At 32.6% G+C, this 14,974-nt stretch carries 15 protein-coding genes; 11 read left to right on the plus strand and 4 right to left on the minus strand.

Going from position 1 to position 14,974, the window contains the following annotated elements:
• Positions 1–95: 95 nt before the first annotated feature.
• Positions 96–965, plus strand: a complete 870-nt coding sequence (locus tag ACUN3A_RS01945) for a DUF808 domain-containing protein (protein ID WP_445552803.1) — start codon at positions 96–98, stop codon at positions 963–965.
• Positions 966–1,409: 444 nt separating this feature from the next.
• Positions 1,410–2,483 (plus strand): T9SS type A sorting domain-containing protein, encoded by a 1,074-nt coding sequence (locus ACUN3A_RS01950; RefSeq protein WP_445549671.1) that lies wholly within the window; start codon positions 1,410–1,412, stop codon positions 2,481–2,483.
• A 120-nt stretch (positions 2,484–2,603) separates the two neighbouring features.
• Here ACUN3A_RS01950 and ACUN3A_RS01955 read toward each other — a convergent pair whose 3' ends face one another.
• Positions 2,604–2,792 (minus strand): outer membrane beta-barrel protein, encoded by a 189-nt coding sequence (locus tag ACUN3A_RS01955; RefSeq protein WP_445552804.1) that lies wholly within the window; start codon positions 2,790–2,792, stop codon positions 2,604–2,606.
• 98 nt (positions 2,793–2,890) lie between these two features.
• Between ACUN3A_RS01955 and ACUN3A_RS01960 the strand changes: the two genes are divergently transcribed.
• Positions 2,891–3,562 (plus strand): LamG-like jellyroll fold domain-containing protein, encoded by a 672-nt coding sequence (locus tag ACUN3A_RS01960; protein ID WP_445549672.1) that lies wholly within the window; start codon positions 2,891–2,893, stop codon positions 3,560–3,562.
• 21 nt (positions 3,563–3,583) lie between these two features.
• On the opposite strand, the gene ACUN3A_RS01965 is transcribed toward ACUN3A_RS01960, so the two are convergent.
• Positions 3,584–4,033: a hypothetical protein gene (locus ACUN3A_RS01965; RefSeq protein WP_445549673.1), complete on the minus strand. Its 450-nt coding sequence runs from the start codon at positions 4,031–4,033 to the stop codon at positions 3,584–3,586.
• Positions 4,034–4,258: 225 nt separating this feature from the next.
• Between ACUN3A_RS01965 and ACUN3A_RS01970 the strand changes: the two genes are divergently transcribed.
• Positions 4,259–4,912 carry an NADPH-dependent F420 reductase gene (locus ACUN3A_RS01970; protein WP_445549674.1) on the plus strand — a complete coding sequence of 218 codons (654 nt, stop codon included), beginning with the start codon at positions 4,259–4,261 and terminating at the stop codon, positions 4,910–4,912.
• A gap of 114 nt (positions 4,913–5,026) precedes the next feature.
• Here ACUN3A_RS01970 and ACUN3A_RS01975 read toward each other — a convergent pair whose 3' ends face one another.
• Positions 5,027–6,034, minus strand: a complete 1,008-nt coding sequence (locus ACUN3A_RS01975) for an LLM class flavin-dependent oxidoreductase (RefSeq protein WP_445549675.1) — start codon at positions 6,032–6,034, stop codon at positions 5,027–5,029.
• Positions 6,035–6,441: 407 nt separating this feature from the next.
• Here ACUN3A_RS01975 and ACUN3A_RS01980 point away from each other — a divergent pair, with 407 nt between their 5' ends.
• The 6 genes from ACUN3A_RS01980 (at position 6,442) to ACUN3A_RS02005 (ending at position 12,188) form a co-directional block, all read left to right on the plus strand.
• Positions 6,442–6,975: a hypothetical protein gene (locus ACUN3A_RS01980; RefSeq protein WP_445549676.1), complete on the plus strand. Its 534-nt coding sequence runs from the start codon at positions 6,442–6,444 to the stop codon at positions 6,973–6,975.
• A 188-nt stretch (positions 6,976–7,163) separates the two neighbouring features.
• On the plus strand, positions 7,164–8,051 hold the full coding sequence (locus ACUN3A_RS01985) for a hypothetical protein (RefSeq protein WP_445549677.1): 888 nt from the start codon (positions 7,164–7,166) through the stop codon (positions 8,049–8,051).
• A gap of 281 nt (positions 8,052–8,332) precedes the next feature.
• A complete protein-coding gene (locus ACUN3A_RS01990; RefSeq protein WP_445549678.1) occupies positions 8,333–8,806 on the plus strand; it encodes a serine acetyltransferase in 474 nt (157 codons plus the stop codon).
• A gap of 124 nt (positions 8,807–8,930) precedes the next feature.
• Positions 8,931–9,779, plus strand: a complete 849-nt coding sequence (locus ACUN3A_RS01995) for an AraC family transcriptional regulator (protein WP_445549679.1) — start codon at positions 8,931–8,933, stop codon at positions 9,777–9,779.
• Between the two features lie 80 nt (positions 9,780–9,859).
• Positions 9,860–11,044, plus strand: a complete 1,185-nt coding sequence (locus ACUN3A_RS02000) for an FAD-dependent oxidoreductase (protein ID WP_445549680.1) — start codon at positions 9,860–9,862, stop codon at positions 11,042–11,044.
• 256 nt (positions 11,045–11,300) lie between these two features.
• Positions 11,301–12,188: a carbon-nitrogen hydrolase gene (locus ACUN3A_RS02005; RefSeq protein ID WP_445549681.1), complete on the plus strand. Its 888-nt coding sequence runs from the start codon at positions 11,301–11,303 to the stop codon at positions 12,186–12,188.
• A 68-nt stretch (positions 12,189–12,256) separates the two neighbouring features.
• On the opposite strand, the gene ACUN3A_RS02010 is transcribed toward ACUN3A_RS02005, so the two are convergent.
• Entirely contained in the window at positions 12,257–13,519 is a 1,263-nt protein-coding gene (locus ACUN3A_RS02010) for an OmpA family protein (protein WP_445549682.1), read from the minus strand.
• Between the two features lie 387 nt (positions 13,520–13,906).
• Between ACUN3A_RS02010 and ACUN3A_RS02015 the strand changes: the two genes are divergently transcribed.
• Positions 13,907–14,947, plus strand: coding sequence for an agmatine deiminase family protein (locus ACUN3A_RS02015; RefSeq protein ID WP_445549683.1), 1,041 nt, complete (start codon positions 13,907–13,909; stop codon positions 14,945–14,947).
• Positions 14,948–14,974 lie beyond the last annotated feature (27 nt).

Below are 14,974 nucleotides of genomic sequence, written 5' to 3' on the forward strand. Positions count from 1 at the left end.
AACCAGTAAATTAGTATCCATAAATAATCAAAGCTCGGAAAAGAAATTTGGACAGAATAATGCCAAATTCAAACGTAGTTTCTAAAACAATTATAATGGCATCAGGCTTTTTTGTACTATTGGATGATATCGCAGCAATTATGGATGATGTTGCTGTAATGAGTAAAATTGCAGCAAAAAAAACAGCTGGTATTTTAGGAGATGACTTAGCGGTCAATGCCGAAAAAGCTTCAGGATTTATGTCTTCAAGAGAACTTCCTGTATTGTGGGCTATTGGAAAAGGTTCTCTTATTAACAAAATAATTATTTTACCAATAGCATTTCTGTTAAGTGCTTTTTTCCCTTTAGCAGTAATAATTGTTTTGGTGCTTGGCGGACTTTACTTAGCCTATGAAGGTGCCGAAAAAATATATGAATTCCTATTTCATCGTGAGCATGCAGCAACTGAAACAATACTTAAAAAGTTCTCAGAAGAAGAAATTCTGGCTCATGAAAAGGATAAAATAAAATCAGCGATAGTAACCGATTTTATTTTATCAGTAGAGATTGTAATTATTGCATTGAGCACAGTAACCGAAAAACCCCTACTCTCACAAATTATTGTTGTCTCTATAATTGCAATACTCGCAACAGTGGGAGTTTATGGTATTGTAGCAATGATTGTACGTATGGACGAACTGGGTTATAAACTCATTAAACATAGCACCAAAGACCGTAGTTTATTAAAAATCATAGGAAACATACTCGTGCAGGCCTTACCAAAAGTTATCAAAAGTCTAGCCATTATAGGCACAATAGCTTTACTGCTTGTCGCAGGGGGGATATTTGTACACAAAATTGATTTTTTACATCATTTATTTCCCCAATGGCCTTCAGTTGTAAAAGAATTTAGTTTTGGACTTGTAATTGGTTTTATTGTTTTAGCAATAGTAAACTTATTCAAAAAAATAATGTGCAAAAAATAAGCAATACTACCGATTAGCTCGACATAAAAAGCTTTACATAAACTAAAACCTGGAAAAAATCACAGAAAACACTAGCCGAAAAACTAGTGTTTTTTTTTTGACTCATGTTTTTTGAATAATTTTTTTTGCATATTTCATTTTAGATTGAATAAAAATTATGAAAAATAAAAAAAAAATCATTTAAAAAAGCAACAAATGTATTAATTACATTTATTAAAAATTTAAACTATACTAAATACATGTAGTTAATATGAATAATCTATTTTTGTAGAGATAATGTGCAAATAGTCCGGAAATTTGCCTGCTCAAATGTTAGAAAAACTAAATAGATCAAATAAATATTTTAAATTTTTTTCAAAAAAAAAAAAGACAAAATATGACTCTGAAATATGGCTACCATTTGTTGATTATTAAAAATGTTAAATGAAAAAAAAAATGCTCATTATGATTAAAAAATTAGAAAAAAAGAAAGCGCTATCAATCTTGGTAATCGCTTTTATGGCAAGCATTAATTTAAATGCACAAACATGGACAGGCGCAACAGATACTGATTTTGAAACAGCAACGAACTGGAATAATAGTGTTGTACCAGATGCAGCTGCTGCTGTAATAATTCCTGTTGTTGCAAAATATCCCATTATTGCAGCAACCACAGTATCTACAATTTCTACATTAGAACTAAAGGCTGGTGCTTCCTTAACTATAAATGGATCTATTAGCCCTCAAGGGGTAACATATACAGGTGGTAATATTGATATTAATGGCGGTACTTTGAATGCTCGTAAAAATCTAAACTTAGGTACTACAGGTAGTCCAGCCACAATAAACGTTAACAGTGGCACTTTGAATGTAAGACAAAATTTGATTATTGGTGAAAAAGCACCTTGTGTATTGAATATTAATGGAGGTGAAGTTTCGGTAGATCAAAACACTACTGGAAAAGTCATATTTATTGGTGGCTATTACAGTTCTGGAATCGTCAATCTCAATGGAGGATTTTTAAAAACAGGTCCAGCAAATGTTGGTATTGCTGCATTAGCAATTGTAGAAAGCCCTAAAGACGCTGTAAATGCGAGTGGTTATTTAAATATCAACGGAGGAACATTAGTTTTTACTACCGATCAAACTTCTTTTGTTAACGATTATGTTAAAGCTAACAAAATTAGAACCGTTGCAGGTAAACATATAGTTGCAACTTATGATGCTGGTACAAATCTGACAAACGTTACTGCCGTTGCAAATTCATTAGGAACTGATTCTAATACTTTAAAAAACACTTTTGCTGTATATCCAAACCCTAGCAATGGAATCATTAATATTGACGCTAAAAACAACTCGAGCAACCTAAATCTTTCTGTTTATAATTTATTAGGCCAAGAAATTGTGACTAGTGCATTAGATAGAAACATTTCGGGAATTTATAGTATCGATGCTACTAATAGTTTAACTCCTGGAACTTACATTGTAAATATCAAATCAGATTCAGGAAGCTATAATTCAAAAATTGTGGTTAAATAAGAAAATATCCAAGCGTAAAAAAGCGATGCAGATTATTTAATTTTATTAAATAATCTGCATCGCTTTTTTTATGAACTAGATATAGACTAACTTATTCTTTAAAGAACAAAAAATAAAATATTAGAATTTATAACCAACTTCTATTGAAAAAACTGAATTTTTAGCACTTGAATCATTATCCTCTTGATCATATACATTTGATAAACCAAGATTATATCTTACATCAGCAGAAACTTTTTGAGTAAAATCATATCCAAAACCAAAATTAAGACCAAAATCTGTTTCTTCTACTTTTCTAAAAAAATTAATAAATTATTTTTTAAAACAAATACGATATATATTTGAATATAGATATTCTTAAAAACACGCACCAAAAAATTCAAAACAACTAATTAAAATTTAAATCAATGGCTAAAAATAGTATCTCAATTACATTTCTTTTTATTTTACTTTCGTTCGTTTTGAATGGACAAAATCTAAAACAAACAGACGTAAAAACCGAATGGATATTGGCCAATATACTCCGTGAAAAATCAAATAGTATTGAAATAAGTGGAAATCCTCAACTGGTTTCTTCTCCATATGGAGAAGCTGTTTCTTTCGATGGAGTTGATGACGCCATTATTTTAAACGAAATGCCGTTAAAATCACTTCAGGGATTTACAGTCGAAATGATATTCATGCCAGAAACAAATGCTCCATTTGAACAAAGAGTACTGCATATTGGAGAAAGCAAAGCCGACCGAATGTTACTTGAAATTCGAGCCGTGGATAGTAATTGGTACTTTGATGGGTATGCCTGTTCTGGGCTGAATAAAAAAGCATTAATTAATGAAAAATTAATTCATCCTCTAGGAGAATGGTATCATGTTGCTTTTGTAGTAACGCCAAAAAGCCTGACCACTTATGTCAATGGAAAAAAGGAATTAACAGAAGAATTTTCTTTTCTGCCTATTGAAACTGGACAGACTTCTTTTGGTGTTCGACTAAATAAGGTATCATGGTTTAAGGGTACAATTTATAAAATACGAATTTCGCCTAATCAAACTAATCCAAAGGACTTTATGATTCTTAAGTAGAAAAATTAATTAAACGATCAATTAATTTTTTTCAAAATAAAGAAAATTAATATTTGAGTCACCGTTACTATCATCTTGCAGTTTCAAAGAAGTACCTGTATTCTGAATTACTTTCCAATTTCTGCCCAAATGTATTAAACTGTCAGGAGGCCCGAATGCAATCATAAAAACTGTACTGTTCAGATCATTATCACTCGTGCTTTTAGACACAGACCATACACCAACATAAGAATTAGTATCCTTTGTAACCGTTATTTCTGTAGAATGGTCAAAAGTAAAATTGTATCCTGTGTAATTCTGAGTTTTATCCTCACCAGAATCAAAAAGATAACCAACCTTCCAAGTCCCATCTTGTACTGTATCTGATACATCGTTAACTGCCGTATTGTAGTCATCAGTACCACAGCAGACAAAAGTTGTGATTACAACAGCTATCAACAAAATATTACGGAATACAAATCTATATTTCATGTTATGGCAGGTTTTTATTTTCTTTTTAGACTTCAAAGTATCTCTTTTTGTAAAATTAACAATTAAAATGCAACAGCAAATCAATTACTCAAAATAATACTACATTAGAAAAATAGAAAATCATTACTAAAAAACCATAAAATAGATATAATTTCCAAATTATTTATGCCTATCGTATACTTATTTATTTAACTTTATAATTCAATTAATTTTAAAATTAACAGAATGAAAATAGCGGTTTTAGGAACTGGAGCAGCTGGCACAACAATAGCCTCCAAATTGATCGAATTAGGCCATCAGGTAATGATAGGCTCCAGAAGTAATACTAATGAAAAAGCAATTGAATTTGTAAATAAATTCGAAAAAAATGCCAGCAATGGAACTTTTGAAGAAGCAGCCAATTTTGGAGAAATCGTCTTTAATTGTATCAAAGGTGAATTTGCTATAGAAGCTTTACAATCGGCTGGAAAAGGCATCGAAAACAAAATTATTATCGATATCAGTATCCCTGTAAACACGCACAAAGAAGCTCCATTGAGCTTAATTCCTGAACTTTGCAATACCAATTCGCTTGGGGAAGAAATTCAAAAAAAATTCCCAAATACCAAAGTGGTAAAAACTCTTAATACCATGTGGAGTACCCTTATGACTTCACCTTCAACGCTAAAAAATGGAGACCACACTAATTTTATTTGCGGCAATGATGAGGAAGCTAAAAATAAAGTAAAGAGCTTGCTTCTTGAAATTGGGTGGAAAGAAGAAACCATACTGGATTTAGGAGACATTGTAGGTTCTAGAGGTACAGAAGCAATAATCCTCCTTTGGCTGAGAATCTGGGGAGCAACGATAGGTACATTTAGCATTAAAGTGGTTAATTAATTATAACGCATTAAAATACAAAAGACTGCATCGTGATAAAACATTTTGCAGTCTTTTTTTATAAAATTATGTTGTAAATAATCGTAAAAACATACTAATCAACGTTACCAATCATTAAATACTATCCACAACTTCTTTAACCATTTGCAAACTCTTTAATTTATCCTGATGATTGTATATCGGACTGCTAATCATCAATTCATCGATGCGGGAATACCTGATAAATTCCTTTAATTCTTTAGTTAATGTTTCTTTGCTTCCAATAAACGAACCAGCAGTCATTTGATTGACATGAAAACGAGCTTCCTCGCTCATATAATTCATAAGATCAGTCAAAGAAGCTACTGGAGGCTGCAAAGGTTTCCTTGTGTTTTGAACTAAATTCTGAAACATCTGATACAAACTGGTAGATAGGATTTCTGCATTTTCATCCGTATCGGCAGCAATTACATTGACACAAGCCATTGTTTTGGGTTCTTGTAAATACTCTGACGGCTTAAAATTCTCTCTATAAAATTCAAAAGCCTGAATCATTTGTCTAGGAGCAAAATGCCCTGCAAAAGCATACGGTAAACCATAAGATGCTGCCAAAGTTGCGCTGTCCATACTCGATCCTAAAATCCAAATAGGAACATTTGTCCCTTCAGCAGGAAAAGCACGAACACTCGCTGTAGCATTTTCTTCAGAAAAATAATCCTGCAATGCCGACACATTCTTCGGAAATCGCTGTGATTCCTCAAAAAAGTCTTTTCGTATAGCTTGTGCTGTTTGCGAATCGGTTCCCGGAGCCCTTCCTAAACCGAGATCAATTCGGTCAGGATACAAGGTTGCTAATGTGCCAAATTGTTCGGCAATAATCAATGGAGAATGATTTGGTAACATTATTCCCCCCGACCCCACTCGTATATTTTCGGTCAAACTCGCAACATATCCAATCAAAACAACCGTTGCAGTACTCGCCACATGAGCCATATTGTGATGCTCGGCCAGCCAAAATCGTTTATATCCCAAAACATCGACAAGCTGCGCCAACTCTTTGGTTTTTTGCATCGTTTCAGTCGCATTGCTGCCTTCGGTAATTATGGCTAACTCTAGTAAAGATATTGGGATTGGCGATTTCATATTCATCATTAAGTTTGTACAAATTTAATCATTACCGCTTAGGATATTTATACCAAAATGTTAATTCCATTATAATATTTAAACCGAATTTATTTACAATTGTTTTGAAGCACAGCTATTTGTCATTTCATCAACAGTTGTCCCGCTGTCATTCCAATCTTTTTAATCTCTTCTCAAAAAAGAGATTAAAAAGGATTTTCCCTTCCATCGGGGCTAGGCGAGATATTTAGTTTTTCAGTTGGAATGACGCTGTCGTGTGATTATTACCATCTAGTTTTTTAAATTATATATTATATTTACTCAATAATAAGATAAAGCTAACCAAATTAGATGGTTATACGCTACTTTGTAGCGGGTATATACAAGTTAGTGGCAACCTCACAACGAAATCACAAATTAGAGACAAAGTGAAAAATATCATATTAAGTTTATTAATTCTGACATCAATTTCGGCTAAGTGCCAAAACGAAAATGCAGACAAAAAATCAAAGGAGATTCTAATTGCGGAATTAATTAAAAATTCACAGTCTGGATTAACAAAAAAATTAGATAGCGGTACTCAAATTTATCCAGGATATAAAATTTGTGAAAACCAAAATTCAGAGATTCAGAAACTTGATAAATTAATATCCAATAAAGAATTGGACGAATTATTTCATTCCAAAAATGGAACATTAAAGTGTGTGGCATTTATAATTTTTGCTAATCGAAACAATGAGAAAGAAATACTGTTGAAAAAGCTAAATGAAATTTTTGAAGAAAATTATTTAGTAATTGTACCAAATTGTTCTGATGTATCAAAAACTGAAAACATCTACAAATTTTGTGTAGAACTTGTGGCATATCCAAAAGTTTATTTCAAACCATCATTTAAGTTGTCCGATGTAGAGAAAATGAATTTACTCATTAAAGGCTTTAAATATGATGACAAAATGCAATAAGTGATAAGAGCCAGCCACCAACAGCCACTACAACGGATTTGGGCAATTGGCTTAATGGAAAAATGGTTTTGTATTTGGGATGATTTGGCAAATCCGAAGATAGAGCTTAATTTAGTCCCAAACCCGCTGTAGTGCCAGAACGTTAGCAGTAATGATACCGAACCAAACGATTATAAAAAACAACAATAATGAAACTTATACATTTACTTTTTCTTTTCATATTTTCTATTTCCTCTGCTCAGGAAAATAACATTTTAAGTCGGCTTTATGTTTTACCAAATGGCACTAAAATATGGTATAATATCGATGGTTATAGTGTTACTAGTGAGAATTTTAATTATTCGTTCGATGAAAAAGGATTGAAAAAAGTTTTTAGAAAACATAGCATTGAAGATACTGATGTTAAAACGAAAGATGACCACATTGTTTACAACAATTTATACGTTTCAAAACCACAAAAAGTTAATGATTATCAATCTCAAAATAGTAACTATTATTTTGTAGAAAATTCCAATAAAACGATTGACGTTATTTGGTTTATTAAAAATGGAAAAACAGATAAGGACACTGAAGAAAAACTTGTGAATGCGATTGTAGAAAATAAGATTCCAAAAGAAAATTATGTACCGATGAAAATTAATGCAATCAATTTTGCAGGAAGAACAATCGAGCTCGGAAATGATTGCTATTGGACATTTCTAAACACAGTTCAATGTCCATATAGTGGAGAAATGAATTGGTCTGTCCATAAAACTTTGGACGATGCAAAAGAGACTATTGAAAATCAATTGAACAATACAAAGTCTCAAAAAGGTGGAAAAGTAATATCCGAAGAACTTGTTAATATTGAATTTGAAGGAATTACAACAAAAGCAAAGAAAGTGATTTATGATTTTAAAGGTGTTACTTCTGCATTGGCAGGAATGTCCGGTGGAAAATCATTAAATATTTACTACGTAGCCGAAAACGTTAGGGATAAAAATATAAGTTGTGTTATGAGTTTTTGGAATAATGACGATATAAATCCACAAACAAAACTTCCAGCACTATTAGAAAAGATAATTATCTTAAAATAAATCACTACTGCTAACAGGTACTACAACGGATTTGGGCAATTGGCTTAATTTGAAATTGGTTTTGTATTTGGATGATTTGGCAAATCCGAATAACGGGCTTAATTTAATCCCAAACATACTAATACCAGATAGTTAGAGGTACGGTAATGTTCTGACAAAACCACAACTGTTTGCATAAAATAAATAATGCTAATTGTTAAGTTTTTTTGGAATATGAATAATAATTGAGAACTATGTTTAATAAATTAGTTAGAATAAATTGCCATTCTAAAAATGGACTCTTGAAAGTTATTGCCAAAAATTTGTTGGAGAAACTTTATTGTTGTGAAATTAATTGTACCGAAATAGATAAAAGTGTTTTATTTGCTCATCACGGACGAGGATGTACAATTGTAGCTTCCAAGATATGTGAAAATGTAATTATTTTTCAAAATGTATCAATTGGAACAAATTTGAAATACAACAAAATTAATAATCTTTGGGAAAACATAGGTTGCCCGATTATTGGCAAAAATGTTATAATTGCTGACGGGGCAAAAATTTTAGGACCAGTCATAATTGGTGAAAATACAGTTGTGGGAGCAGGTTCAATCATCACAAAAAATATACCCGCAAATAGTATTGCATATGGAATAAATAAATTTAAGCCCAAAGACGAAAACTATGACTTAATTTTTAATTTGAATATGGTAAATCCAGAAGAAATAATTAAAGCTAATAATAAATTAATCGCTAAGTTTAAAGAGAACAATTAAATGCGTAAAAAAAGCATTACCGTTAACAGCTACAGTACCAGAACGATGTTGGCAACCTAACCGACCAGACATCAGTAGATGTACAAATAACAACCTTTGACCTCATATATAGAATTGAATAATAATGAGTAAAAAAACAAAATCTATTCCTGTAAATTCTTTTGCCGAGTTTAGCTTCTATATTTCAAGGACATCGTTTCAAAGTTCAGGAGATTTTAAGGAGTTTGAACAACCGCACCGAGACGACTTGCATTTATTCTTATTGCAGGAAAAAGGAACAACTTCTATTGAAATTGACTTTCAAAAATACAAGATGGAGCCCTTATCTGTCATCTATATCCACCCCACACAAGTACATCGTCTGATAGGATTTGAAAATGCAACGATTAGCAGTTGGGCAATCAATAATGAAAATCTGAAACCTGAATATCTAAAATTATTAGAGGACATAACACCTGTAAAAAACTTGTCTTTAGATGAAAAAACGTTTTCAATTATCGTTGATACCGTTTCCCTTTGCATAGAATTTTCTGAAAGGAAACAAGAAAAATTATACAATTCTCTGCTAAAAGATAGTGGCAATACTTTGGTTGCATTGGTTGTTTCTCAATATTTAGCACAGTCTAAACCAACAGACAACTTTTCAAGATTTGAGTTTATTACGAAATCATTCAAATCAATATTGGAGAATAATTTTGTAACCATCAAAAGTCCCATGAACTACGCAAAGAAGCTCAATATATCTACGCCTTATTTAAACGAATGTGTTAAAAACACGACAGGTCATTCCGTTTCATATCATATCCAACAGCGTATTGTTTTGGAAGCAAAACGCCTGCTATACCATTCAGACAAAAGCGTAAAAGAAATTGCAACCGATTTAGGTTATGAAGATTATCCTTATTTTTCACGATTATTTTCTAAAGTAACAGGTATAACTGCTTTAGCGTTCCGAAACAAAAACCACGATTAATCCAATAAACACTTTGTATTAGCATTGTACACCTTTTTTAATCGCTGTTCCTTTGTACCGACAAATAAAATGGTATAAAAATGGAAACATCAAAAAACAAAAAACTATTACAAGATAAAAAAATAGCAATAATAGGTGGTGGCCCCGGAGGACTTACACTTGCCAGACTTTTACAACTTAAAGGAGTAAACGTAAAAGTTTATGAACGGGACATAAACAAGGATGCACGTGTGCAAGGTGCTAACGTTGATTTACACTTTGATTCAGGTTTAAAAGTAATTGAAGCGGCAGGTCTAATGGAATCTTTCAAAGCTAATTATATGAAGGGGGCTGATAAATTCAGAATGATTGACAAAGATGGTAATATTTGTAGTGATGAACATAACCAAGGGACTGATATCGATTTTGGCAACGAAAATTTTAGACCCGAAATTGACAGAGGAGTACTAAGGAGTGTATTGATAGACTCGCTTTTGCCTGATACGGTTATTTGGAATAGTCAGCTTGTGAGTATGGACCAGGTAAATGACGGTTGGGAACTGACATTTAAAAATGGAACAAGGACTGTTGCAGATATAGTAATTGGAGCAGACGGTTATCGCTCTAAAATTCGTCCATATGTAACTGACATCAAAGAGTTATATTCAGGTGCAACCTTTATTCAGGGCGAGATTGAATATCCTGAAAAAGATTGTCCTGAAATGTACGAGTTGGTTAACAAAGCCAATCTTATTGCAATGAGTGTTGGTAAAACCATTGCTGTACAGCCCAGCGGAGATGGCAGTAGGTTAACCTTTTATACAGCGTCTATGTATCCTGAAAATTGGATTAAAAATAGTGGGATAGATTTTAATAGTAATGAAGAAGTATATGCGTATTTGGTTAAATTTTACGAAGGATGGAATCCGATATTTTTTACACTATTTAAAGCATGTACCTCTTTTGTTCCCCGTCCAATAAATTATTTTCCATTAGATCAAAATTGGAACACAAAACCGAATATCACTCTTATTGGAGATGCCGCCCATTTGATGCCACCATCGGGCGAAGGAGTTAATACTGCCATGGTAGATGCTCTAGATTTAAGCGAGTGCCTTACCTCAGAAGCATTTAACGATATACAAACCGCCATTGAAACCTATGAAAAAGGAATGTGGACAAGAGCGGTCGTACTTGGAAAAGAAGCAATGGAAGGAATAAAAGATTTTGCCTCACCAACCGAGGAATCAGTTAATAAATTTGTACAACAGTTTAATCAAATATAAGACAAATGATAAAAACATTGAGTATTTAGATAAAGACCCAACCTGTTCTGAAAAAAAGAGCAACCACCAACACTGGCCTTTAGCTATTTGCAAAGTATTTTCTTTGAACTCAATTTTTAGAATCAGTTTAAATCTTTAAAATCCTTGTCAATTGTGCGCTATTTCATAATGGAGTTCAAACTTTTTAAAAAATCCAAAAGTCAGTACTACTGCCCTTCATAAAAAATAACTATTTTTGCACTCTAATTTTTTTACCATGTCAAAGAAAAAATACAAAATAGCAGTTATCCAATTAAATCTAAACGACGTTGCCGAAAACAACCTCAAAAAATGCTTGAGTTGGGTTCGTGATGCCGCCAGTCAAGGTGCCGAAGTAATTTCGTTACCTGAATTATATAGCAGTCATTATTTTTGTCAAAGTGAAGATGTAGATAATTTTGCTTTAGCAGAACCATTATACAGCACTTCCTTTATTGCTTTTAGTGCTTTGGCAAAAGAATTGGGAGTGGTAATTATTGTCCCTTTCTTCGAAAAAAGAATGGCTGGGATTTACCACAATAGTGCTTACATCATTGATACCGATGGATCGGAAGCAGGATTATACCGTAAAATGCATATTCCAGATGATCCTCATTTTTATGAAAAATTCTATTTCACCCCTGGCGATTTAGGTTTCAAAGCTTTTCCTACTCAAAAAGGAAAAATTGGAACTTTAATTTGTTGGGATCAATGGTATCCAGAAGCTGCTCGATTAACTGCTCTGCAAGGTGCTGACGTTTTATTTTACCCAACAGCAATTGGATGGCATCCATTAGAAAAAGAACAATATGGCGAAAACCAACACGGTGCATGGATGAACGTTATGAAAGGTCATGCCGTTGCCAATGGTGTATATGTAGCCGCTGCTAACCGAATTGGATTAGAACAATATTTACCTGATACAGCAGGAATTCAGTTTTGGGGATCGTCATTTATTGCGGGACCTCAAGGCGAAATTTTGGCACAGGCTTCACACGATAAAGAAGAAATCTTAATTGCCGAAGTTGACTTGGATTTACAGGAAAACGTACGTCAGAACTGGCCTTTCTTTAGAGATAGAAGAATTGATGCTTTTGGAGATATTACTAAAAGAGCAATTGATTAATTCAATTTATTCCATAAAAAAAGCCGTTTCAAATATTGAAACGGCTTTTCTGTTTATATTAATGTAGCTTATTTCACTTGGAAAGAAACTCTTCTAACGATTTGACGTGCATCTTTAGAATCTTTATTCACAGAAGCATCTTCACCGTTAGCGATTACATTCAATCTAGAAGCATCAATTCCAGAACTTGTAGCAATTTGTTTTACAGCTTCAGCTCTTTTTCTTGATAATTCAGTATTGTAACTTGAATTTCCAATTTCGTCAGCATATCCTACGATATCAGCATTTTTAGACGGATTCTCTTTTAAATATTTAACCAAGAAACCAACACCAGGTAAAGAAGCATTTGTAGGTTTTGATGAATTAAAATCAAAATAAACATTTACATATCCTTTATTAATTAGGTCTTCTACAGTATTATTTGTAGTAGCTGCTTTACCACTTTGTCCGTAAGTTTTATCTAAATAACTTTCCAATTCATCAGGAACTCCATTTTGATTCGTATCTATTGATTGTCCTTTTGTATTAACTGCAACTCCAGCAATAGAATTTGGTTCTAAGTCATACAAATCAGCTACGCCGTCTTTATCAGTATCCAAAAGACCAGTTTCAATAAAACTTACTCTTTTTTCTAAATCATTATATTTGTCGGCTTCTCCAACCCAGTCAGCATGTAATTTGTTTTTCCCTAGGTAAAAAGTTAAACCAATCGAGGCATTTAGCAGCATACCATCTACAGTACTAGGACCCGCTGCACGCATTCCGTCAAAGTTAAAATTCTGCTTAGCATTAACTATTCCTGTTAGATCTCCAGTTAGAGCAATTCTATCACTTAGCCTAAGTTGTCCAGTCAAACCAATAATACCATTTCCCATATAATCTTCTCCATTAAAACCATTTTCAGAGGTTAATTGAGAAACTCCAAATCCACCATGCACTAACAAACCAATAGTATTAGTCCAAGTTTCAAAATTCAAAGCTCTTGATAGATTAATAACAGCTTGCAAATCTGTTCTTAAATAGGTACTTTCAAATTGAGGGGTATCATCACCTTCTTGAAATTTATCATATCCAAAATCAAGTTTTAAACCAAATTTAGGGCTAAACATATATCTTGCTCCTAAATCTCCATGAAAGAAATTAACTGGTCCAGTAGTATATCCAGCTGTCATAGTTCTTATTGGCTTATTAAGACCGCCATTCAATTCAATCGACCATTTGTTGTATTCTGTGTTATCAACTACAGCTTTAGTTGATGTTGTCGTCATATCCTGTGCACTTGCAACTAGTGCTAGCATGAAAATTGCTGAGGAAGTAAATAGTTTTTTCATTATAAAAAGTTTTAGTTAATATTATTTTAAAGTTTTGTTTTAATACTTTGGTAAAATTATATAATGCATGCTTTGTGTATGTTCTAAAAAAATCAACTTCATTTACATAATTCCCATGTTTTATAGTGTAAATGATGTAAAATACTAGCTCAATCTAAATTTTCATAAAATAATCAGCAACCTTTTGTAAAATCACGTCAAAAAAGGCAAATGAAATCAACTCAATTATTAGACCTAAAAAGTGGCATTTTATGATTTAGCAATACAATCAAAACTTACTCCTCTCAACTTTAAATAGTAAAACATTGCATTTTCACCAATAATTCATAACTTTTATTAATCCTACTATTTACTTACCTTTGCACGCATTTCAATTAGTATATAGCTATGACAACATTTTCAAGACGTTTTCCTGCAGAATGGGAAAAACAACAAGGAATATTATTGTGTTTTCCACATAACGGCAAGGATTGGCCAGGAAAATACGAAGCCGTTCAATGGGCATTTGTTGAATTCATCAAAAAAGTTGCCGCCTATGAGCAAGTCTTCCTGGTAGTTGCAGATGAAAATCAGAAGAATAAAGTAACCGAAATGTTACAAACTGCTCATGTAAAAATGAGTACTATATCTTTCATTATCCACAAAACCAATCGTAGTTGGATGCGTGATTCTGGACCAATTATTGTAAAAAATGGTACGGCAAGAGAAGCATTGAATTTTAATTTTAATGGTTGGGCCAAATACAAGAATATTAATTTAGATAAACATGTTCCTGCCAAAGTGGGTGAATTTTTGAATATTCCTGTAACACAAGTAATGTACAAAGGTAAACCTGTTATTGTTGAAGGCGGCGCTATTGATGTTAACGGTCGTGGTACTTTATTAACTTCAGAAGAATGTTTAATGCATCCTTCTATTCAGGTTCGAAATGACAATTTCACAAAAGAAGATTACGAAGCTGTATTCAAAGAATATTTAGGCGTGACCAATGTAATTTGGTTAGGTGACGGAATTGAAGGTGATGATACTCATGGACATATTGACGATTTATGTCGATTTGTAAATGAAGATACTATAGTTACCATTATCGAATTAGATCCAAACGACAGCAATTACAAACCCTTGCAAGACAATCTAAAACGATTGCAAAATGCCAAATTAGAAGATGGAAAATCGCCAATTATAGTATCACTACCAATGCCAAAACGTATTGATTTTGAAGGATTACGTTTGCCTGCTAGTTACGCTAATTTCTTAATCTTAAATAATTGTGTTTTAGTTCCAACATTTAATGATGCTAATGATCGAATAGCACTAAATATTTTAGCAGAATGTTTCCCAGATCGCGAAGTAATAGGAATCAGCTGTACTGATTTTATTTGGGGATTCGGAACATTACATTGCTTGAGTCAACAAATTCCAGAATAGTTTAAAATATATCCTAAATAAAAAAGA

The organism is Flavobacterium sp. WC2509, assembly GCF_052683105.1.